Here is a 22,168-nt window from a genome sequence, read left to right as displayed (position 1 = left end):
GGTCAACCTTTCACAGCGCCGGCGGCGATACCGCGCACAAAGAGTTTGCCGGAGACAAAGTAGATGACGAGAGGGACAAGGCCGGTCAGTAGCGTTGCGGCCATGTTGACGTTGTATTCCTTGATGCCCTGGACCGAGTTCACGATGTTGTTCAGCTGCACCGTCATCGGATAGGTTTCGGGCTTGGTGTAAATCACGCCGAACAGGAAGTCGTTCCAGATGCCGGTGACCTGCAGGATCATCGCGACCACGAAAATCGGGATCGACATGGGCAGCATCACCCGGAAATAGACACCCCAGAACCCGGCACCGTCGACGCGGGCGGCCTTGAACAGCTCTTCCGGCAGCGAGGTGAAGTAGTTTCGGAACAGCAAGGTCAGGATCGGCATCCCAAACACCGTGTGCACCAGAACCAGCCCCCAGAGCGAGCCCATCAACCCGATCTCTCGCAGGATGATCACGATGGGATAGAGCATGGTCTGATAGGGAATGAAGGCCCCAATGATCAGGATGGTAAAGAACACCTCGGACCCTTTGAACCGCCAATTGGCAAGCGCGTAGCCGTTCACGCTGGCAATCGAAATGGACAGGATAAGCGATGGGATCAGGATCTTCACCGAATTTCCGAAACCCCGGCTCAGGCCATCGCAGTTGATGCCCGTGCAGGCCTCTGCCCAGGCCTTAACCCAGGGCTCAAAAGTGATTTCGACAGGCGGCGCAAAGATATTGCCCAGACGGATTTCCGGCATCCCCTTCAGCGAGGTGACGATCATCACGTAAAGCGGCAGCAGGTAGTAAATCGAAACCAGCAGCAACGTGCCATAGAGGAATATGTTGCGGCGCGAGAGACGCGATTTCGGCTTGCTTCCGCGAGGGCCTTCCAGAATCCGTCCAGCGGTTTGGGATGTCGCATCAACCACGTTTCTTTCCTCCGAATTCCAGATAAGCCCACGGGACCAGCACGATGATGACCGACAGCAACATCATGGTTGAGGCAGCAAAGCCTTGTGCAAGGTTCTGAGCTTCGAACATGTAGTTGATGACGTATTTGGCGGGGACTTCGGATGCGATGCCCGGGCCTCCATTGGTCTGCGCGACCACAAGATCGTAAAGCTTGATGATGCCGCTGGCGATGATGACCAAGGCGGTCACGAAGACAGGGCGCATCATTGGGATGATCACGCGGACATAGGTTTTGGTGATGCCGATGCCGTCGACTCGGGCGGCTTTCCAGATGTCTTCGTCAATGCCGCGCAGACCGGCCAGCATGATGACCATGACAAAGCCGGTGCCTTGCCAGAGACCTGCGATCAGGATGCCGAAGATAACGATATCCGGATTGTTGAGCGGGTCGAAAGTAAAGCTTTCCCAACCCATGTTGCGCACAACGCCCTGAATGCCGAAATCGGGGTTCAGGATCCATTGCCAGGCGAGGCCGGTAACGATGAAGGACAGGGCGAAAGGGTATAGAAATATGGTGCGAAACGCGCCCTCGAACCGGATTTTGCGATCCAGAAGGGCCGCGAGGGTAAAACCCAGGACCATGGTCAGTACCAGCGAGCAGACACCATAGATCAATAGGTTTTCGACCGAAATGATCCAGCGGTTGCTGTTCCAGAGCCGTTCATATTGATCCAGTCCAACAAAGTCCCACTTTGGCAGCAGGCGAGACTTGGTGAAGGAATGTGCGACTGTCCACGCCGTGCCGCCGACAAACACCACCAGCGCCGTGAGGATCATCGGGATCGAGGCGAACTTGGCGCTTAGGTTGCGAAACAACTGTTTTGGACGGCGTACCGGGTTGTCGGATACGCGTGCGGTATCTGCAAGTGTCATAGGAAACCCCGTTAAGGGTCGGGGCGCGGGGGGAGAGGCGCGCCCCGACATGTCAGGCTCAGTCGGCAGACGCGATAATCGACGCGTACCGGGCCTGTGCATCTTCGGCGGTCATGTCCGAAGCCCAGAACTCGGCCATCAGATCCTTGATCTGGGTCTGAGTGTCAGCGGACAGGGTTTGGTCCGCATTGGGCAACACGCCGCCCGCTGCCAGGATCGCAAGGCCCTTCTGCATACAGTCATTTGCGGTCGACAGATCAATGTCACCACGGACAGGCAGCGAACCTTTTGCCAGGTTGAAGGCGACCTGTGCCTCTTTTGAGATCAGGATCGAGGCCATCTCAAGCTGCGCGGCCTTGACATCAGGGTCGTCTACGACGGGGAAATAGAATGCGTCGCCACCGGTGTCGATGACCTGGTTCAGGCCCAGACCTGGCAAGCAGGTGTAGTCTTCGCCGGCCACTTGACCAGCTACGGCAAACTCACCCTGAGCCCAGTCGCCCATGATCTGTCCACCCGCTTTGCCGGTGATCACCATGTTGGTGGCAAGATTCCAGTCCTGCACGTTGCTGTTGCGCGCCAGCTCGCGGGCATCAGCCGAAGCCTGGAACACTTTGGCATATTCCGGTCCGCCGGCTACGTCGGCATCCTTTTCGACGACAACTTTGCTCCAGGTGTCGATCCCGACCACGCTGATTGACAATGCGCCGAACGCGATCGCCTGCTGCCAGCCTTGTTGCCCCTGTGCCATCGGCACCAATCCGGCTTCTTCCAGCTTGGGTGCAGCGGCGACGAATTCGAACCAGTCCTTTGGCACGTCAATACCGGCCTTTTCAAAGGCGTCGTGGCTGAGCCACAGCCATTGGGTCGAGTGAATGTTTACCGGAACGCAGTAAATACGCCCCTCGTAGGTGCAGCCCTCTAGCAGGGACGAAGGGTAAACGAAGTCTTTCCAACCTTCGGCCTCGGCCAAATCGGTGAGGTCCGTCATCAGGCCTGCTTCGATCAGTTCTTCCGCCTGACGGCCATGGTTCAGCTGCGTCGCTGCCATTGGATCACCGCCCAGGATGCGACTGATGATGATTGGACGCGCCGTGCCGCCTGATCCGGCGATCGCGCCGTCCACCCAGTTATGTGCCGTCTTTTCGTTTACGGCCTTGGCGAATTCCGAAACTGCAACCGCTTCACCTCCGGATGTCCACCAATGTGTCACTTCAAGATCGGCAGCACTCAACGCGCTAGCGCTAACAATTGCTGCTGTGGTTGCCAGAGCGGCTTTGGTCTTCATAGCGTTTTCCTCCCAACTAAATCGTTGTAGATTTTTCTATAACGTTTTAGATTGTACTTGCAACAGTTTTCTTTCTGGATAGATTTGACGCCATCAGATACCGCCCTGCAGTTCTGATCGGCCTCAGCAAAGCGAAGGTGAAAACGATGAAAAATAAAAGCCCTGCGCCCAGATCAAGCTCTCGGAAGCCGACTCTCAAGACCATTTCGGAAGTGAGTGGAATGGCGGTTCCCACTGTTTCGCGCGCGTTGGCGGATGCGCCTGATATCAGCGAATCAACAAAGAAAAGGATTCGTCAGATCGCCAAAGAACTCGGTTATGTCCCGAATCGCGCTGGCGTTGGTCTGAGGACCGGACGCACGAATGTGATCTCACTGGTGATGTCGACCGAACGCGAAATGATGAATGTCACGGCGCGCCTGTTGTCGTCGATCGGGGTGGCCCTTCGCGAGACCCCTTACCATCTGAACGTGATTCCGATCCTGCCCGATGATGATCCAATGGAGTCGGTGCGCTATATCGTCGAAAACCAGACGGCCGATGGCATTATCTTCAATCAGGTCCGGACCGAGGACCCGCGCGCAAGATACCTTATGGACCGCAAGTTTCCCTTTGCCACCCATGGTCGTACCAAATGGGCCGGACAGCATGCCTATTACGATTTCGATAATTTCACCTATGCCCGGCTGGGGGTTGATGAACTTGTTCGCAAGGGACGTCGGAATCTTGTGCTGGTCGCTCCTCCGCTTGACCAGAACTACGCGCTCGAGATGGTGAACGGGGCGAAGGCGGCTGCAGAAAAGCAGGGTGTGAACCTGCATGTTGCACAACAGGTGCACAGCGATGCGACCACATTCGAAACCCGTGAATGGGCAACGCGAAAGATGGCCGCGGACCCCAAGATAGACGGGTTCATCTGCGCCTCGACCAACGCGACCATGGCGGTTGTGGCTGGAATGGAAAGCCTGGATTTCCGGGTTGGGGGCGACTTCGACATCGTGTCGAAAGAGGCCATACCCATGCTGCAATTCGTGCGCCCGGAAATCATCGTCATTCACGAAAATGTCGATACCACAGGAGCGTTTCTGGCAAAGGCCACCATACAGGCAATCCAGAACCCCGAAATTTCACCCATGCAATGTCTGGAAGTGCCCGACCGAAGCGCGCTTCACAGTCTTTGACGTCCGACAATCAAGGAGACCAATTTGGGCACTCAGATCAAAGGGCCAGCTTTGTTTCTGGCGCAATTCGCGGCGGATGACGCGCCGTTCAACTCACTTGCTGAAATCGCGGCCTGGGCCGCTGGGCTTGGGTACAAAGGGGTGCAGATACCGACTTTTGACGCGCGCCTGTTTGACCTGGGCAAGGCCGCAGACAGCCAGACCTATTGCGATGAGGTCAAAGGCATCTGCGCGGATGCCGGGGTTGAGATCACCGAACTGTCGACCCATCTGCAAGGCCAATTGGTCGCGGTAAACCCGGCCTATGACGCAGCATTCGATGCCTTTGCGCCGGAAGACTGCCGCGGCAACCCGGCCAAGCGTCAGGCATGGGCGGTGGATCAGATGAAGAAGGCCGCGATTGTCAGCGAACGGCTGGGCCTCAAGCACACTGTTAGTTTCACCGGCTCTCTGGCGTTCCCGTTTCTTTACCCGTGGCCCCAGCGGCCCGACGGGCTGATCGAGGAAGCCTTTGCCGAGCTCGGCCGCCGGTGGGCCCCGATCCTGAACCACTATTCCGATCACGGGCAGGATATCGGGTTCGAAATCCATCCGGGTGAGGATGTGTTCGATGGCGCAACATTCGAGATGTTCGTCGATGCCTGTGACGGTCACGAGGCGGCGATGATCAACTACGATCCCAGCCACTTTCTGTTGCAGCAGTTGGATTATCTGGCGTTCATCGATCTCTACCATGACCGTATCAACGCGTTTCATGTCAAAGACGCCGAGTTTAATCCGGACGGGCGGCAAGGTGTGTACTCTGGCTATCAGGGATGGATGAACCGCGCGGGCCGGTTCCGGTCGCTTGGCGACGGCCAGGTGGATTTTGCCGGGATCTTTTCGAAACTGACCCAATACGGCTTTGACAGCTGGGCGGTTCTGGAATGGGAATGCTGCATCAAATCCCCCGAACAAGGCGCGGCCGAGGGCGCACCATTCATTGAAAAACACCTGATCGAGGTCACGCAGAAAGCCTTTGACGACTTTGCCGGTGGCGAGCGGGATGAGCCAATGATCAAGGGAATGTTGGGGCTATGACACGTTTGAAACTGGGCATGGTCGGTGGCGGGCAGGGGGCCTTTATCGGTGCCGTGCACCGGATTGCGTCCCGTATCGACGGGCGGTTTGAACTGGTTGCCGGGGCGCTGTCCTCGGATCCGGATCGGGCGGCGGCCAGTGCAGCGGAACTTGGGATCGCGTCGGACCGGTCTTATGCCTCTTACGAGGATATGGCAAAGGCCGAGGCGGTGCGCCCAGATGGGATTGACGCGGTTGCCATCGTGACCCCCAACCACATGCATGCTGGTCCCAGCGCAGCGTTCTTGAATGCAGGTATCCACGTGATTTGCGACAAACCTCTTGCTGCCAGCAGCGAGGAGGCTAATGCGATCAAGGCTGCCGTCGAAACCAGCAAGGCCCGGTTCTTTCTGACCCACAACTACACGGGTTACCCGTTGATCCGGCAGGCCCGCGCCTTGGTTGAGCGCGGTGATCTGGGACAAATCAGGTTGGTACAGGCGGAATATGCGCAGGACTGGTTGACAGAGCCGCTGGAACAAGACGGGCACAAGCAGGCCGGTTGGCGCACCGATCCAACGAAGTCCGGCGCTGGTGCTATCGGCGACATCGGCACCCATGCGTTCAATCTGGCCAATTTTGTTACCGGGCTGAAGGTTCAGGCGCTGTCTGCGGATCTGCAGAGCTTTGGCGCTGGCCGACAGGTGGACGACAACGCACATATTCTGCTGCGCTACGAAGGCGGCGCGCGGGGAATGCTTTGGACCAGTCAGGTGGCGGTGGGCTGCGAAAATGGTCTGCGCCTGCGCATCTATGGTGACAAAGGTGGGCTTGAATGGGCACAGGAGAACCCTAACCACATGACCTACACGCGCTTTGGCGAACCGAAACAGATCCTGACCCGTGGTGGGGCTGGAACCGGCCCGGACTGGACCCGCATCCCGCCAGGACATCCCGAAGGGTATTTGGAAGGTTTTGCAACGCTCTACAATGACATCGCCGACGTTATTTCCTTGGGCGCCGATAATGCGCTGATCCCGAATTTGCAGGACGGTCTGGACGGGATGTGGTTTATCGCAGCGGCCCAATCCTCGGCTGCGAAAGACGGCGCATGGGTGGGGCGGTGACATGACCAAGCTGCGCTCGCGTGAGTGGTTCAACAATCCCGATGATCCCGAGATGACGGCGCTCTATCTTGAGCGCTATTTGAACTACGGCCTGACGATGGAAGAGCTTCAGTCAGACAAACCTATCATCGGTATTGCCCAGACCGGAAGCGATCTGAGCCCGTGCAATCGGCATCATCTGACACTGGCCAGCCGCGTGCGCGACGGGATCAGGGATGCAGGTGGAATACCGATGGAGTTTCCCGTCCACCCGATTCAAGAGACCGGGCGGCGCCCCACCGCGATGCTGGACCGAAACCTGGCCTATCTGGGCCTTGTCGAAACCTTGCACGGCTATCCGATTGATGGCGTGGTGCTGACGATTGGGTGCGACAAGACTACGCCAGCCCTGTTGATGGCGGCGGCGGCGGTGAACATTCCTGCGATTGCACTTTCGGTCGGCCCGATGCTGAACGGCTGGCATAACGGAGAACGCGCCGGCTCCGGGTCGGTCATCTGGCAAGCCCGCCAACAACTTGCAGCCGGAGAGATTGATGCGCAACAGTTCATGGATCTCGCCGCCTCGAGCGCGCCTTCGGTCGGCTATTGCAATACAATGGGGACGGCCAGCACGCTAAATTCTCTGGCCGAAGTTCTGGGGATGCAACTGCCCGGTTCTGCGACGATCCCCGCCCCTTATCGCGAGAGAGGGCAAATCAGCTTCGCTACCGGACGACGGTGCGTCGAGATGGTGCGTGAGAACCTGCGTCCGTCTGACATCATGACACGTGCTTCGTTCGAAAACGCGATCGCAATCTGCTCTGCTCTCGGGGGGTCGACCAACGCTCCAATTCACCTGAACGCAATCGCCGCGCATCTTGGCATCTCGCTGAGCAACGCGGATTGGGAACGCGTCGGTTATAACGTCCCTTTGCTGGTCAATCTGCAACCGGCCGGGTCATACCTAAGCGAGGATTTTCACCGTGCGGGTGGTGTTCCTGCATTGGTGGGGCAAATGTTGTCGGACGGCGCCATACCGCACCCGGAGACGCTGTGCGCAAACGGTCAAAGCCTGCGGCAGACCTATGAGGGCTGCAAGCCAACCAACCCCGATGTGATCCGCCATCGTGACATGGCGCTTGTCGATCGCGCCGGATTTCTGAACTTGTCTGGCAACCTGTTTGACAGCGCGATCCTGAAAACCTCGGTCATTTCCGACGCGTTTCGGGACCGGTATTTGTCCAACCCGGACGATCCCAACGCCTTTGAAGGCCGCGCGATTGTCTTTGACGGTCCCGAGGATTTTCATGCGCGGATCGATAATCCGGATCTGGGTATTACGCCCGCTGACATTCTGGTTATGCGCGGGGCGGGTCCCAAAGCTTATCCCGGTGCGGCGGAAGTTGTGAACATGCGTCCGCCGTCGTACCTGATCAAACAAGGGATACACGCCCTTCCATGTATCGGGGACGGCCGCCAATCTGGCACGTCCGGATCAGCGTCAATCCTGAATGCATCCCCCGAGGCGGCGGATGGCGGCGGATTGGCTATATTGCAAAGCGGAGACCGCTTGCGGATCGACCTGAACGCACGCAGCGCAGATATTTTGATTTCGGATCAGGAATACAGCGCACGCGTGACCGCACTTGAAGATGCGGGCGGTTATCCAGTCCCCGTCAGTCAGACGCCTTGGCAGGAAATGTTTCGCAAAGCTGTCGGCCCATTGTCCGAAGGCATGCTGCTGAAGGGTGCTGCTGAGTATCAGAACATTGCCGCGAAGGGGGTCCCCCGAGACAACCATTGATCATCTGGGGCCGTCTGTTTGACAGCCCCGATCTGCCAGAGAACAAGCTCTGCTAGGTCAATCCAGGTGAAACACTTCTTCCATGGATGCCCACCATTCGCCCTCGGCCCGGGTTGTCAGCGGGTCCTGCATCGGTCCGCAGACTTTCCACCAGTCTTGCGTGACCGGATCGGCAGCAATCGCCGCGCTGTCGGTGTCAAAATCCGTGCCTGTATATTCCCAATAGCTGAACATCAGGTTTTCTGGCTCGCGCAGAAAGATCGAGTAGTTGGTGATGTTCGATGCCTTCAAGCGTGCCAACACGTCTGGCCAGACATCTGCGTGCAGGCGTTTGTATTCTGCCATGTGTTCGGGTCGCAGGCCGATCACCTTACCCATTCTCTGTACCATATTGTCAGTCCTTGTCGTTTGGGATGATTGCGCCGGGCTTCCCAACCACCTTTCGCGCGGTCATGTGACCGGCGACCATACAGGCCTCAGTTGGCTGGCCTTGCATCAGCGCAGCCAGATATCCACCGTTGAAACTGTCTCCTGCCGCGGTTGTGTCGATCACCTTTTCCGCACGCGGAAAGGCGCTTGTTACCGCGATCGACGGGTCCAGTGGCGCTGGGCCTTTGTCCGAGCGTTTGAGGGCACCGTGGCGCAAGCCAAGGCCGCGTAGCCGCGTCAGTACCGCCGCCTCATCGGCGTCGCCGAACAAGTCCATTTCATCGTCGACCGAGGGCAGAGCGACATCCGTAAGTGACCAGGCGCGAGTCACGGTTTGGCGTGCGGTTTCGATGTCTTCCCAAAGGGCGGGGCGGTAATTGCTGTCAAAACAAAGCCGCAGCTTCCCGGCATCGCGCAGCGCAGCGATCCGGCCCAACAAGGCATCGCGCTGTTGCGGGGCCAGAATGGCCAGTGAAATGCCAGAAAGGCATAGAATACCAGCCCGCTCCAACACGTTCAGCTCAGCCGGGTCGGAAAACATCGCGCGCGCTGCGGATTGATTGCGCCAATAGAAGAAGCTGCGTTCGCCGTGCGCGTCGGTCTTGACCGCATACAACCCGATGTTGCGGTTCGGATCGCGTCGCATCAATCTTGTGTCAATTTGCTCATGCGCGGCCAGATCCAACGCGCTTTGGGACAGTGGGTCCAACCCAACGCGCGTCAGGTAGGATACCTGGCCTGCATCCTGAAGCGCACGTTTGCAATACACGGCTGCATTGAACGTGTCGCCGGCGAAACCCACAGCGTAACCAGTGGCATCGCTGCGCAATTCGCCCATTACCTCGCCTGCAAATACGATTTGATTGTTCATCTTACTGAGCCCATTCGATTTTACCTCTGGCATGCACCCATATTCTCAGCAGATTCATTTCTTTCCTCAGCTTGAGTGTCAAACAGAACATCGCAAAGACTTGACTTTTTGTATGTAATAATAAAATACGAAACTAAAGATCGGAGACCGCGATGTCAATCACACCCATCCTGCAATTTGGCACCAGTCGCTTTCTTCAGGCGCATGCGGATTTGTTCATATCCGAGGCCCTGAAAACGGGCCAGGCTTTGGGGCAGATATGCGTAGTGCAATCGTCGGGCGATCCGGCACGGGCGCGCCGGTTGGCAGCGCTGGCCGCGCCCGAGGGCTATCCGGTACGGGTTCAGGGTATCGCTGGCGGGGCTGAACAACGGTACGAAATCCGCGCTTCGGCCATAGCGCGCACCTTGTCCACCGCAACCGATCAGCCAGAGGTCGAACGCGTTTTTGTCGAAGAGGCTGAAATCGTCCTGTCCAACACCGGTGACGCGGGTTGGGTGCCGCTGCCTGACGACAACCTAAGCCATTTTGCGCAAACCATGTCTTACCCCGCCAAGCTGACCCATTTACTGCGCGCGCGGTTTCGGGCCGGTGGCCGACCAATCCAAATCATGCCGACCGAACTGGTGGCCCGAAATGGCGATACCCTGCGTGAGCGGGTTCTCGAATTGGCGCGCCCGCTGGAAATGGAATTCGCTGACTGGATCGCAGGCGAGGTGCGCTTTGTGAATGCGCTGGTTGATCGTATCGTATCGGAACCATTGGACCCCGCAGGGGCCGTGGCTGAACCCTACGCCCTGTGGGCGATCGAAGATTGCGATGGCCTGATCCTGCCCGCGCAGCACGCGGCAATTCAGGTGGTTCCCGATCTTGATCCGAAAGAGAAACAAAAGCTGTTCATTTTGAATCTGGGCCATAGCTATCTGGTAGACGGCTGGTTGAAACGTCGCCCACAGGGGGCTGAACTGGTGCGAGAGGTCATGCAGGACGCCACCGTACGCGCCGATCTTGAAACGCTCTATAAGCAAGAGGTTCTTCCTGGTTTCGAGGCCGCAGGCCTGGGCGATCAGGCGCGGGAATACGTCCGAACCACGATTGACCGGTTCAGCAACCCGTTTCTGGATCACCGGCTGGAAGATATCGCTCAGAACCATGACGAAAAGAAAGCGCGTCGGATCGGTGCCTTTATCGAGTGGGCCCAAGGGCAGGGCTGTACCGCCGACATGCCCCGCCTGAACGCCGCCGCCGGGCGCGGATGACCTGCCAAGAAAGGACCAATGATGAAGATCAATCGAGTTGGGCAAACCAACGTTCATGCGACAGAACTGTCATTTGGCTGTGCAAGCGTCGGGAACCTGTACCGCGAAATCAGCGATGCCGAAGCGATGCAGGTTCTGCAATGCGCTTGGGACAACGGAATTCGGTACTTCGATACCGCGCCACATTATGGCAGGGGTCTGTCTGAGAAGCGGTTGGGGAAATTTCTGCAAGGACGGTCGCGCTCGGACTACGTGATATCGACCAAGGTCGGCCGGGTTCTGACCCCCGGCAACGCGATGGCCGAGGCTAACGGGTTCATCAACCCGCTGCCCAATGACGTGCATTACGATTATTCGGGTGACGGGATCGAGGCCTCATTCGAGCAGAGCTGCGAAAGATTGGGGACCTCATATGTTGACATCGTCTTTGTCCACGACATCGGCACCTATACCCACAAAGACGGAAACCCGCCGCATTTTGGCGACCTGATGGACAGCGGCATCGACCGGTTGCGTGCCTTGAAACAGGCGGGTCGAATTGGGGCATATGGTTTGGGCGTCAACGAGACAGAAGTCTGCCTCGATGTGATGCGCGACGCGCCGATCGACGTGATCCTGCTGGCAGGTCGTCTGACCCTGCTGGATCGACAGGGCGAGGACGAGCTTGTCGGGCTGTGCCGCGAACAGCAGACCAGTTTGGTTCTGGGTGGGATTTTCAATTCGGGCATTCTGGCGACGGGCCCGGTTGAGGGGGCGCATTTTGACTATAAACCGGCCTCGGATGAAATCATGGCCAAGGTTACGGCATTGCAGGCCCGGGCAGACGCCGTTGGTGTGCCTCTTGCAACGGCGGCATTGCAGTTTGCGCTGCGTCACCCCGCAGCGGCGTCGGTTCTTCTGGGTACAGCCAAGGCATCGTCACTGGCCCGTAATCTGGATGCGCTCAAGACAGCGTGGCCAGAGGGCGCCGATCAGATTTTCGATCCGGTCTGACGGCACGTCAAACCAGGTCATGTGCGCTGAGCGAGGCCAGCAAAGTCTGCTTAGAGGTGGCCAGATGATCTCTGGCTGCCGCCATCGCCTGTGCTTCGTCACGGGCGAGCAAGGCGTCGATCAGACGTAAATGTTCGGTGATGGCGGCTGCGTTGCGTTCGCGTTCGTCTTTCTTGTCCCATTGATAATGGTAGTGAAAGATAAGCGAGATCACGCGCTGGAACTCGGCGGCAAAGCGGTTCTTGACCACACCGCCCAACGTGGCGTGGAACTTTTCGTCCAGCATCGAGAAGTCGTGAAAGCGTGTGTCGATCTGTTCGCGCAGATCCAGATGATCGCGCCGGAGCGATTTGAGCTGCCCCCAAATCTCAGCATTTTCAGGCATCGACAACAACTTTGCGATGGCGTTCAGTTCCAGCATCGCACGGAAGTCGGACAGTTCGACGGCATAATCGGTCGTAAAGCCCAGCAGTTCCCAACCGCTGCGCTTGCGCCGCTGTACCAGACCGAAACGGCTGAGCGAGGCCAGAAACTCTTGCAGCACGTGCTGCTGAACATTCCAGTTGCGGGCCAGTTCCGTCACATTCAAAGGTGTGCCGGGGGCAACGTCGAAACGCAGGATCCAATCCAGAAACTGTTGTTCCATTTCTTCCGGCGACATAGTTTCCTGTCGGGTGGCCAGACGGTCACTTTGCAGCGGTGCGCGCAGCAAAGTTTTTGATCGCCCCTCCCATCGGATAATACCCTCGTTGTCCATTCGCGTCAGAGCAGACCGAACCACGGTTCTGCTGACCTCGAGCGTTGCGGCAAGATTGGTTTCCGAGGGCAACATGTCGCCAGACTCCAACGTGTCGCACACATCCAGCAGGACGTTGTAAGCCTCTCGAAATCGGTCGTCAGTTCGCGCCACGTCAGGGGGCCTCCTACTAAGATGTTATTATTGTTGCCGATTTTTATTTTTGTCGTCAATAATAAAAAACAATTGACAATTTGGCTCACCACTGGTGAACTGATTTAAATAATTAAAAACCAAATCGCGCCACCGATCGCGATCACTGTTGGAGATCAGAATGGGCCTGTCACTTGCCGAAATGCGAAGCAAGGGAAAGCAGCTGAACATCTCGGCCGAGATGTTCCACAAGCTGTCCGCTTTTCTGACGTTGCTGATCCTGATCATTGTCTTCGCGTTCGGCAATTCGGCGTTCCTGTCCGTGAATAACGGTTTGACCGTATTGCTGCAAACATCGGTGATCGGATTGTTGGGCATCGGCATGACGCTGGTGATCATCACAGGCGGCATTGATCTGAGTGTCGGTTCGGTGCTGGCTTTGTCCGGCACAGTGACCGGAATGCTGGTCAAGTCCGGGATGCCAGTGGTTCCGGCGATGCTGGTTGGTATATTTGTGGGCGCGGCCTGCGGGCTGGTCAACGGGTTGGTCATCACCAAGATGCGGATCACCCCTTTTGTCGCGACGCTGGGCATGATGCTGATCGCGCGCGGCATCGCGTTGCAACTTACCGGTGCGGCCCCGATCTCGCGTCTGGGTGAAGCCTTTGGTGTTCTGGGTAACGGGGCCTTGTTTCGCATTGTCGAGGAAGGGGCCAACGGGTTTCCGCGCGTGATCTTCCCAGGCATTCCCTATCCAGCAATCCTGTTGGTCGTAGTGGCGCTGGCAGGCGGCTATCTGCTGCGTCGTCGTCGTCTGGGCCGCCACATCTATGCCACCGGGTCGAACGAAGAGGCCGCGCGACTGGCCGGCGTTGAGGTCGATCGCACCAAGATTACAGCCTATGCGCTGTCCGGCGCGCTGGCTGGTCTGGCAGGCATTGTGTTGATGTCGCGGCTGGTCACGGCACAGCCCAACGAAGGCGTAATGTACGAACTGGACGCCATCGCGGCGGCGGTCATAGGTGGCGCGTCCCTGATGGGTGGTGTCGGCAACATCTCGGGCACGATGCTGGGCGCATTCATCATCGGTGTGCTGCGCAACGGGCTGAACATGGCCGGGGTCTCGGCCTTTATCCAACAAATCATCATCGGCTGCGTCGTCATTCTGGCGGTCTACGTGGACCAACTACGCAACCGACGCTGACAGAACTCGAACTCAGTCTTCATAGGGAGGATACAATGAAACTGACGCTCAAGGCCGCATTGGCGGCAACCACCATCGCCATGATCCCAGCGGCTAGTATCGCCGGAGAGATCGCGGTGATCGTAAAGACCACCAACTCGAACTTCTGGCAAAACGTCAACAAGGGCGCTGCTGCAGGCATGGAAGGCCAAAGCGAGCATACATTCTCGTTCAATGGCCCTGCGGCGGAATCTGCCATCGCCGATCAGGTGAACCTTGTTGAAAACGCTATCAATCGCGGCGTCGCGGGTATCGTTCTGGCCCCCTCGGACCCCGACGCGCTGACCCCCGCTGTTAAACGTGCCTACGAGGCGGGCATCCCGGTCGTCATCATCGACTCGGGCCTTTCCGAGGACGCCGAAGGCACCTATCAAGCCTTCCTGTCGACCGACAACTGCGCGGCGGGCAAGATGATTGCAAGCCAGATGATCGACAAGGTTGGCAAGGACGGAAAAGTCGCCGTGATGTCCTATGTCGCGGGTGTGGGCTCCGAGATTGGTCGCGTCGGCTGTTTCGTTGAGGAACTGGGTGCGAATTCGAACCTCGAAGTGGTCGGGCCGTTCTATTCGCAATCGCAAATGGCGACCGCGCTGAACCAGACCACCGATATTTTGGCGGCCAATGACGATCTGGTCGGCATTTTCGGTGCCAATGAACCCACCGCCATCGGCATGGGTCGTGCGCTGGAACAAGCGGGCAAGGCTGGGCAATTGGCGGCCTTTGGCTTTGACGGCAATGGCGACTTGCAGGATTTTGTTCGCAGCGGCACGCTGGAGGCCACCGCTGTTCAAGGCTCGTTCCAGATGGGCGAACTGGGCGTCAAGGCGGTCATGGACATCCTCGCGGGTGACAAGGTCGACGGCTATATCGACACCGGTGTCGTGCTTGTAACCAAGGACAATATCGACGCGCCCGAAGCGCAGAACGTTCTGTACTAAACTCCCAAGTCAGTCGGCCCTGTGCTCGGGGCCGGCTGTTTTCTTCTTTTTCGGAGCCTGAAATGCCCCAGCCCGCCACCGGTCAAACGCCATTGGTCGAGATGATCAATATTGAAAAACACTTTGGTGGCGTGCGCGCCGTCAATGGTGTTTCTGCCGACCTGTATCCGGGTGAAGTGGTTGGCGTGCTGGGCCATAATGGCGCAGGAAAATCTTGCCTGATGCGCATTCTCTCAGGTGCGATGGATCCAAATGGCGGGCAGATCCGTGTACGCGGCAAGGACGCCGATATCACTTCTCCCCATGATGCGCGCGATCTGGGTATCGAGACGATCTACCAGACGCTGGCTCTGGCCGATCATCTGGACGCGCCATCGAATCTGTTTCTCGGGCGCGAGCTGAAAACCCGTTTCGGCAATCTGGACGACAAACGGATGCTGGATGAAGCGCGCAAGGTTCTGCATACGCTGAACCCGAATTTCACCAACTTGACCGACCCGGTATCCAGCCTGTCCGGTGGCCAACGCCAGGTCATTGCCATCGCCCGCGCGATCTATTTCGACGTCAAGATTCTGATCATGGATGAACCGACGGCAGCGCTTGGCCCGTCAGAGACCGCGATGGTTGCGGATCTGATCCGCAAACTCAAGGCGCAGGGGATCGGGATCTTTCTGGTCAGTCATGACATGCATGACGTGTTCGAACTGTGCGACCGGATCATGGTGATGAACAAGGGCCGCAACGTTGGATCGCACCCGATCGAAGAGGTTTCGAAAGACGATGTGCTGAGCCTGATCATCAAAGGCGATCTGCCGGACAACTGGACGCCGCGCAATCTGGAGCTGGCATAATGAAAGATATGCAGACCAGCGGCACCTGTGTCGCGCCTGGCCAGTTCGAACTGCGCAGCTATCCCCGTCCGGAAACCGCGCCCGAAGGCTGGGTTCTGGTCGACGTCTGCGCCGTTGGTATCTGCGGGACCGACTACCATATCTATGAAGGCAAGCATCCGTTTCTGAATTACCCGCGCGTGATCGGGCATGAGCTGTCAGCCCGTACCTGCTCGGATTTGCCGGGCCTGCCAGCCGGGTCTCTGGTTGTGATCAACCCCTATGTCTCGTGCGGCGAATGCCGGGCCTGTCACAAGGGCAAACCCAATTGCTGCACAAATATCGAGGTGCTGGGCGTCCACCGAGATGGGGGCCTGTGTTCCCGTATCGCGGTTCCCATCACAAACCTGTATCCGGCCGACGGACTGACCGAGGTTCAGGCTGCAATGGTCGAGTTTCTTGCGATCGGGGCTCATGCTGTGAACCGGTCGGACATAGCGCAGGGCGACCGCGTCCTTGTGACCGGAGCCGGGCCGATCGGACTGGGTGCCGCGCTGTTCGCGCGATTGGCCGGGGCCGAGGTGCATTTGCTGGACCTCAGTGCCGCGCGTTTGAACCAGGCGCGCGACAAATTCGGGTTTCATGACCTGCACCAGCCTGGCGACGATATTCTGAGCGGTGCTCTGACCGATGGGTTTGACATCATCTTTGACGCAACGGGCAACGCACGTGCGATCGAAGATGGGTTCGAATTGCTGGCTCATGGCAGCAGCTATGTTCTGATCAGCGTGGTCAAGGATGACATCACCTTTGAGGATGCCGAATTTCACAAGCGTGAAAGTCGGATCATCGGCAGTCGGAACGCCCTGAAATCAGATTTCGATCAGGTGATGCGCGCGATGCGCGACGGTCTGATCGACACGGATGCGTTGTGTTCGGAAACAGTGGCTTTGAAAGACCTTCCGAACCGCTTCAAAGCCCTGGCCGAAGACCGAGAAGGTCTGATCAAGGCGGTTGCCCTCCCGTAATCCTTACGATTGCACAACGTATGAAAACGCCCGGTCCTTTCGGATCGGGCGTTCTTTTTTGTCTGGCGCTTGCGGACAGGGTTCAGTGCAGAACCTGCCCGCTTTCCTTGCAGAACAAATGGGCTTTGGATGCGTCCGGCATCAGCCAGATCGTATCACCGGGTTCATAAGACACCCGATCGCGCAGGGCGGCGACCAACTCGGTGCCGTTGACGGAACAGATCACATGGGTTTCCGACCCTGTCGGTTCGACCACCATGACCTCGGCGGCGATGCCCTCGCCTTCGCGACCCAGATGCAGGTGTTCGGGGCGAATGCCGTATTCAACAGCCCGTTCGGAAGCCAGGTTGTGGGATACGGTAACGGCCTGACCGTTCTCTAGAACAAGCGAGGCGTCGTCTTGCGCAACAGCGGGCAGCAGATTCATCGACGGCGAGCCAATGAATGTCGCCACAAATCGATTGGTCGGGTTGTCATAAAGATCAAGCGGGGACCCGACCTGAGAAACATTTCCACCCTCCAGCACAACGATCTTGTCTGCCATGGTCATCGCCTCGATCTGGTCGTGCGTGACATAGACGATGGTCGATTGCAGCTTTTGATGCAGCGCTTTGATCTCGGTTCGCATCTTGACGCGCAGCTTGGCATCGAGGTTGGACAGCGGCTCGTCAAACAAGAACACCGAAGGGTCGCGAACGATGGCACGGCCCATGGCAACGCGCTGCCTCTGACCGCCGGACAATTGTCGCGGATATCGGTCAAGCAAGTGCGTCAGGTCCAGTATATCGGCAGCTTCGCGGACCTTTTCGTCTATCTCATCCTTGCTGATCTTGGACAGTCGCAGGGCAAATCCCATATTCTCGGCCACGGTCATATGCGGATACAGGGCATAGTTCTGGAACACCATCGCGATGCCCCGTTCCTTGGGGCGCAGATCATTGACCACCTCGCCATCAATGGCAATTTCGCCGTCCGAGATGTTCTCGAGCCCTGCGATCATGCGTAGCAGAGTGGATTTACCGCACCCTGACGGACCGACCAGAACGACAAACTCGCCGTCCTGAATATCAACGTCGATCCCGTGCAATACTTGCACATTGCCGTATTTTTTGACGGCGGATGAGATTGCAATGTCTGACATACCTATTGTCCTTGTAGGGCGCGGTTCATGGCGGTGTGGATGTGGCGCGCCAAAGTGGCGGCTGCACCTTCGGCATCCCCAGCCTTGCACAGTTCCAGAATTTCAAGATGTTCGGCCAGCGCCGTAAGGGCGCGGTCGGGTGAAAACCGGTTGCTGACCTTGATCAGTCGCAGCCGTGTGGCGTTGATCTGATAGGTCTCGTCCAGAAGATCGTTGTTCAGGCTGGCGATGATGCGGTCATGCATGTCCCAGTCCACTTCGACGGCCCGCTCCAACGTGTCCGGATTCGGTGTTGCGCGCGATTCCTCAAGCACCGTCTGGGTTGCGCTCAGCAACATGTCGATTTCGACCGAAAAACCGCCACTTGCAAAGTTACGAACGCCCTGCAGCTCCAATGCTTCGCGCAGCCCATAGGCCTCGCGGATGAACTTTGTGGTGACATCGGCAACCTGAATGCCACGCTGGGGGTGAACCTTCAGCAACGCTTCGTGTTCCAGTTTCTGGATCGCCTCGCGGGCGGTCCCGATGGGTACACCCGCCAGTTGAGCCAGTTCTTTCTGGGTGACGAACTGGCCGGGCTGCAGTTCACCGGTCAAAAGCCGGTCGCGGAATTGTTGATATGCGGAAGCTCGGGTCATACGGTCCTGACTGTTACGCTCATCACTTTGCGGCCGGAATCGGCCGCGAATGTCACCCCGTTAGGGGCGGGGTTTTTTCAATCCTACGCATTTGAAAGACTACATGTCAATTAGTAATTATGCAGTAGACAATCACTGATTAATCAGTTAGCAATTAGCTTGTAATTAATAAATACACTTGTCGCAACATCGGATCGCACCACATGCCAAAGGCGCAAAAAATAAAACAAATAGAGGTGTTTGCCCTCTCGCGCGCCGTGAATGGCGGGCCTGTGTCTACCCTGGCTCTGATGCCGGTTCGCAATGGTCTGCTGATTCGCATCGAGACCGAAGACGGTGCCTTTGGTTGGGGTGAGGCTTGGTGCAATTATCCCCCCAAGGGCAACCTGTCCAAGCTGGCGTTGTTTCAGGATCCGATCGGTCCGATGATGATCGGACGCGACGTTTCGGACTGGCGTGCCGTTCGCCCCGGCCTCGAGCAAGAGCTGGCTCGGATGATGATCCATACCGGTGAATTTGGTCCATTTGCCCATTGCCTTGCTGCGATCGACATGGCCGCCGCTGATATGGCCGCGCGTCGGCAGGGGATCAGCCTCTCACAGTTGCTGGCCGATGATCCATTGCCCAAGGCTCAGGTCTACGCGTCTTCGCCGTCGGTGGACCGGCCCGAAGAACTGGCCGCAAAGTTGGGCGAGATGGGACACACCGGTGTGAAAATCAAGATCGGTTTTGACCCGAAACGTGACCGCGATGTATTGCAGCGCTTCCGCAGTCAGGATGCAAAGAACGTGTTCGTCGGCGTCGATGCCAATCAGAACTGGTCCGCCGATCAGGCCATTCAGGCGATAAATGATCTGGCCGAGTTCGATCTGGGGTTCGTGGAAGAGCCGATTATGGCCGACGCTCCGCGCGCGGATTGGCTGCGCGTGGCCAAGTCTGTGGATATGCCTTTGGCCGCCGGTGAAAACATCACTTCGTGGGCCGAGTTTTCCGATCATGTGACGTCGGGTTCGCTGGGTATCGTACAGCCCGACGTTGCCAAATGGGGCGGTATCTCGGGCAGTTTCGATGCGGGCCGGCATGCGCTGGAAAACGGCGCGGGCGTCACGTTGCACTTTATGGGCACCGCGCTTGGCCTGGCGGCGTCGTTTCATGTTCTGGCCGCGCTCAAGGGTGATGGCCGGGTTGAACTGGATGCCAATCCGAACCCCCTGCGCTCGGATCTGGGCGAAATCGACCTGACACCGGTCGATGGATATGTCGCGCTGCCCAAAGGTCCGGGGCTGGGCTTCATCCCCGATCCGCAGGCGTTGAAAGATCTGAGCGTGGCTCATGCCACAGTAACAAACTGAATTTTGTCTAGGGAGGACATGATGAAAAACACAACCAAAGTCTTGATGATCACGGCCGCATTGTGGGCCAGCACGGCCCTTACGGCGGCGGCGGATACGCAACTCACCTTCCGCTTCAACGATAGCGAACGTGAAGAGATGCGCGCGGCATTGGACGAGTTCGAAGCTGCCAATCCCGGTATCACAGTCGATCTGCAAACCATCGCCTGGAAAGACAGCCGCGATCAGTTCCTGCGCGAAAGCGCCGTGGGGCAGGGGCCGGATGTCGTCCATATCGCTTTCGTCTGGACGCAGGAAATGGCCGAGGCAGGATCTGTCCTGGCGGTCGAGGATCTGGTGCAATTTGGCGAATTCCCCAACGGGTTCGAGGATCACATCGCAACTGACCTGACAAAGTACGAAGGCAAGTCCTGGGGCGTGCCGTGGTCAGCGGATACCTGGGCCATGGTTTACCGTACCGATGTTCTGGCCGAGGCGGGTATCACCGAATTACCTTCTACCTGGGCTGAACTGGCCGAGGACAGCAAGATCATCAAGGAAAAGACCGGCAAGACCGGATTTGCCTATCCCGGCGCGAACCAGATCTGGTTCCCGGTGAACTACTATCTGTGGTCGAACGGGGCCGAGTTCATCACGGAAGACGGAAATGGCGGATACAAGGTTGGCGTGACCCAGGACCAACTGGTCGATGCCATGAACTACTTCAAATCCTATCTGGATGACGGTCTGGTTCCGCAATCTATCCTGTCGATCGACATGCCCCATGACCCGGCTTTGATGCAGGCGCTGATCGACGGGCAGCAGGGTATGGCCGTGATGCCGACCAACACGTTCCGGCAGCTGCTTGCAGCCTGGGAAGAGGCCAATCCGGGTGCCGAGGTGCCGCTGCAATCCGGCGTGATGATGGGCGGCAGCGACGGGCCCAAAACACATCTGGGCGGGCGTACGCTGGTCGTGAATTCGAACACAAAGCATCCGGAAGAGGCGTGGAAGCTGATGCAGTTCCTGACCTCGGCACCGTTGTTCGAGAAATACTACACCAATCAGTTCCCGGCGCAGAAAACCATGCTGGCCGAGATCGACTATCGCCCCGAGGAAAGCGGCTTTTCTACTCAGTTGGCGGAAAATACCCGGACCTGGGGTGCCTATGCCGATAGCGGGGTAGGTGTCGGTCCGCTTTGGAATGCCACGTCGCGCGCCTTTGGCGCGGCCCTTTCGGGTCAGACTTCACCCGAACAGGCCGCTGACGAGTTGATTGCCGAAATCAACCGTATGCTGGAAGAATAACCCCTCTTCTCCCCGCTGGGGGCGGCCCTTGTGCCGCCCCTGACCCTTTGACTGACTGGTTGCGGAGCTGCCATGAAATTCTCGCCCGTTGCACGGGAACGATTCACAATCTTCCTCATGCTGTTCCCGACATTCCTGATCCTGTTCGGGTTCTACCTGTACCCGACACTCTATAACCTAGAGCTCAGTTTTACGGACATCACCCTTCTGAAGTTGCGCAAGGGCGGAGACCCGGTTGGGCTGGCCAACTATACAGAGTTCCTGACCTCGTCCTCGTTCTTTGACATCGCCATCAACACCGTTGTGTGGCTGACTGCGATATCTGTCTTTTGCCGGATTCTTTTGGGACTGGGCTTTGCCCTGCTGCTGAATTCGAATTTTCTGCAGCGGATGAAAATGACCACGCTGGCGCGGCTGATCCTGTTGGTGCCCTGGGCGACGCCGCCGGTGGTTGCAGTGATCGCCTGGCGCTGGCTGTTCGACCCGACGCATGGGCCGATCAACAGTTGGCTGTTGAAGACCGGCCTGATCTCGGACCCGATCGCTTTCACCGCTGATCTGGCAACGGTCTGGCCGTCGATTATCACCATCATTGTCTGGAACACGACCCCGTTGATCGGCGTTTCGCTGCTGGCAGCGCTGCAGACCGTGCCGTCGGACCTGATCGAGGCTTCGGAAATCGATGGGGCCAACCGCTGGCAGAGCTTTCGTTTCATCACGCTGCCCTATCTGATGCCAACGATCTCGGTTCTGACGTTGATGAGCGTGATCTGGACCTTCAACAACTTCGTCTATGTCTGGCTGACCACAGGGGCCGGACCGGGCACTTACACCAACGTGCTGGCGACCGAAGTATATCTGAAAGCCTTTGTCGACCTGCGGTTGGGATATTCCGCAGCCATCGGCGTAACCATGGCCATCGTCATGGCCGCATTTGGGGCACTTTACTTCCGCTTCTTCGGATTGTCGGACATGCAGGACAAGGTGGGATAAGCC

21 protein-coding genes are annotated in these 22,168 nt (G+C 57.8%); 13 read left to right on the top strand and 8 right to left on the bottom strand.

Going from position 1 to position 22,168, the window contains the following annotated elements; genetic code table 11:
- Positions 1–2: 2 nt before the first annotated feature.
- The 3 genes from ACR0LX_RS21070 to ACR0LX_RS21060 are packed head-to-tail and all read right to left on the bottom strand — an operon-like array spanning position 3 to position 3,124.
- The gene (locus ACR0LX_RS21070; RefSeq protein ID WP_170780559.1) at positions 3–920 is read right to left on the bottom strand and encodes a carbohydrate ABC transporter permease; all 918 of its coding nucleotides are present in this window, start codon (positions 918–920) and stop codon (positions 3–5) included.
- Positions 913–1,836: a carbohydrate ABC transporter permease gene (locus ACR0LX_RS21065; RefSeq protein WP_170780558.1), complete on the bottom strand. Its 924-nt coding sequence runs from the start codon at positions 1,834–1,836 to the stop codon at positions 913–915. The genes ACR0LX_RS21070 and ACR0LX_RS21065 overlap by 8 nt, the downstream gene beginning before the upstream one ends.
- Positions 1,837–1,894: 58 nt before the next feature.
- On the bottom strand, positions 1,895–3,124 hold the full coding sequence (locus ACR0LX_RS21060) for an ABC transporter substrate-binding protein (RefSeq protein WP_480576777.1): 1,230 nt from the start codon (positions 3,122–3,124) through the stop codon (positions 1,895–1,897).
- Positions 3,125–3,270: 146 nt separating this feature from the next.
- On the opposite strand from ACR0LX_RS21060, the gene ACR0LX_RS21055 reads away from it, so the two are divergent.
- Genes ACR0LX_RS21055 through ACR0LX_RS21040 form a run of 4 tightly spaced genes read left to right on the top strand, consistent with a single transcriptional unit; the run spans position 3,271 to position 8,274 of the window.
- Positions 3,271–4,305 carry a LacI family transcriptional regulator gene (locus ACR0LX_RS21055; RefSeq protein ID WP_480785327.1) on the top strand — a complete coding sequence of 345 codons (1,035 nt, stop codon included), beginning with the start codon at positions 3,271–3,273 and terminating at the stop codon, positions 4,303–4,305.
- 24 nt (positions 4,306–4,329) lie between these two features.
- Positions 4,330–5,385, top strand: a complete 1,056-nt coding sequence (locus ACR0LX_RS21050) for a sugar phosphate isomerase/epimerase family protein (RefSeq protein WP_480785326.1) — start codon at positions 4,330–4,332, stop codon at positions 5,383–5,385.
- On the top strand, positions 5,382–6,491 hold the full coding sequence (locus ACR0LX_RS21045) for a Gfo/Idh/MocA family protein (protein ID WP_480785325.1): 1,110 nt from the start codon (positions 5,382–5,384) through the stop codon (positions 6,489–6,491). Before ACR0LX_RS21050 ends, ACR0LX_RS21045 begins: the two co-directional genes overlap by 4 nt.
- A gap of 1 nt (position 6,492) precedes the next feature.
- Positions 6,493–8,274 carry an IlvD/Edd family dehydratase gene (locus ACR0LX_RS21040; RefSeq protein ID WP_480785324.1) on the top strand — a complete coding sequence of 594 codons (1,782 nt, stop codon included), beginning with the start codon at positions 6,493–6,495 and terminating at the stop codon, positions 8,272–8,274.
- A gap of 57 nt (positions 8,275–8,331) precedes the next feature.
- On the opposite strand, the gene ACR0LX_RS21035 is transcribed toward ACR0LX_RS21040, so the two are convergent.
- The gene (locus ACR0LX_RS21035; RefSeq protein ID WP_480785323.1) at positions 8,332–8,664 is read right to left on the bottom strand and encodes an L-rhamnose mutarotase; all 333 of its coding nucleotides are present in this window, start codon (positions 8,662–8,664) and stop codon (positions 8,332–8,334) included.
- Positions 8,665–8,668: 4 nt separating this feature from the next.
- Complete coding sequence (locus tag ACR0LX_RS21030; RefSeq protein WP_480785322.1) at positions 8,669–9,574, bottom strand: sugar kinase; 906 nt, start codon at positions 9,572–9,574, stop codon at positions 8,669–8,671.
- 152 nt (positions 9,575–9,726) lie between these two features.
- On the opposite strand from ACR0LX_RS21030, the gene ACR0LX_RS21025 reads away from it, so the two are divergent.
- Together ACR0LX_RS21025 and ACR0LX_RS21020 are read left to right on the top strand one after the other, a co-directional pair.
- Entirely contained in the window at positions 9,727–10,833 is a 1,107-nt protein-coding gene (locus ACR0LX_RS21025) for a mannitol dehydrogenase family protein (RefSeq protein WP_480785321.1), read from the top strand.
- An 18-nt stretch (positions 10,834–10,851) separates the two neighbouring features.
- Positions 10,852–11,826 carry an aldo/keto reductase gene (locus tag ACR0LX_RS21020; RefSeq protein WP_480785320.1) on the top strand — a complete coding sequence of 325 codons (975 nt, stop codon included), beginning with the start codon at positions 10,852–10,854 and terminating at the stop codon, positions 11,824–11,826.
- Positions 11,827–11,833: 7 nt separating this feature from the next.
- Here ACR0LX_RS21020 and ACR0LX_RS21015 read toward each other — a convergent pair whose 3' ends face one another.
- The gene (locus ACR0LX_RS21015; RefSeq protein WP_480785319.1) at positions 11,834–12,736 is read right to left on the bottom strand and encodes a GntR family transcriptional regulator; all 903 of its coding nucleotides are present in this window, start codon (positions 12,734–12,736) and stop codon (positions 11,834–11,836) included.
- 160 nt (positions 12,737–12,896) lie between these two features.
- Here ACR0LX_RS21015 and ACR0LX_RS21010 point away from each other — a divergent pair, with 160 nt between their 5' ends.
- The 4 genes from ACR0LX_RS21010 to ACR0LX_RS20995 all read left to right on the top strand — a co-directional run bounded on the left by ACR0LX_RS21010 (position 12,897) and on the right by ACR0LX_RS20995 (position 16,754).
- Positions 12,897–13,919, top strand: a complete 1,023-nt coding sequence (locus ACR0LX_RS21010; protein ID WP_480785318.1) for an ABC transporter permease — start codon at positions 12,897–12,899, stop codon at positions 13,917–13,919.
- Positions 13,920–13,954: 35 nt separating this feature from the next.
- Positions 13,955–14,896, top strand: coding sequence for a substrate-binding domain-containing protein (locus ACR0LX_RS21005; protein ID WP_480576812.1), 942 nt, complete (start codon positions 13,955–13,957; stop codon positions 14,894–14,896).
- A gap of 62 nt (positions 14,897–14,958) precedes the next feature.
- On the top strand, positions 14,959–15,747 hold the full coding sequence (locus tag ACR0LX_RS21000) for an ATP-binding cassette domain-containing protein (RefSeq protein ID WP_480785317.1): 789 nt from the start codon (positions 14,959–14,961) through the stop codon (positions 15,745–15,747).
- The gene (locus ACR0LX_RS20995; protein WP_480785316.1) at positions 15,747–16,754 is read left to right on the top strand and encodes a zinc-binding alcohol dehydrogenase family protein; all 1,008 of its coding nucleotides are present in this window, start codon (positions 15,747–15,749) and stop codon (positions 16,752–16,754) included. Before ACR0LX_RS21000 ends, ACR0LX_RS20995 begins: the two co-directional genes overlap by 1 nt.
- A gap of 82 nt (positions 16,755–16,836) precedes the next feature.
- Here the strand turns inward: ACR0LX_RS20995 and ACR0LX_RS20990 are convergent, their stop codons facing one another.
- Positions 16,837–17,895, bottom strand: coding sequence for an ABC transporter ATP-binding protein (locus ACR0LX_RS20990; RefSeq protein WP_480785315.1), 1,059 nt, complete (start codon positions 17,893–17,895; stop codon positions 16,837–16,839).
- A 2-nt stretch (positions 17,896–17,897) separates the two neighbouring features.
- The gene (locus tag ACR0LX_RS20985; RefSeq protein WP_480785314.1) at positions 17,898–18,533 is read right to left on the bottom strand and encodes a GntR family transcriptional regulator; all 636 of its coding nucleotides are present in this window, start codon (positions 18,531–18,533) and stop codon (positions 17,898–17,900) included.
- A gap of 272 nt (positions 18,534–18,805) precedes the next feature.
- Between ACR0LX_RS20985 and ACR0LX_RS20980 the strand changes: the two genes are divergently transcribed.
- From ACR0LX_RS20980 to ACR0LX_RS20970, 3 genes are all read left to right on the top strand, one after another.
- On the top strand, positions 18,806–19,885 hold the full coding sequence (locus ACR0LX_RS20980) for a mandelate racemase/muconate lactonizing enzyme family protein (protein WP_480785313.1): 1,080 nt from the start codon (positions 18,806–18,808) through the stop codon (positions 19,883–19,885).
- 21 nt (positions 19,886–19,906) lie between these two features.
- Positions 19,907–21,172, top strand: a complete 1,266-nt coding sequence (locus ACR0LX_RS20975) for an ABC transporter substrate-binding protein (RefSeq protein WP_480785312.1) — start codon at positions 19,907–19,909, stop codon at positions 21,170–21,172.
- A 72-nt stretch (positions 21,173–21,244) separates the two neighbouring features.
- Entirely contained in the window at positions 21,245–22,165 is a 921-nt protein-coding gene (locus ACR0LX_RS20970) for a carbohydrate ABC transporter permease (protein WP_480576832.1), read from the top strand.
- Positions 22,166–22,168: the final 3 nt, after the last annotated feature.

Source organism: Ruegeria sp. CH11, from assembly GCF_056537105.1.
Note: the sequence above shows the minus strand (reverse complement) of the source record. Positions and strands in the feature narration are given on the sequence as shown.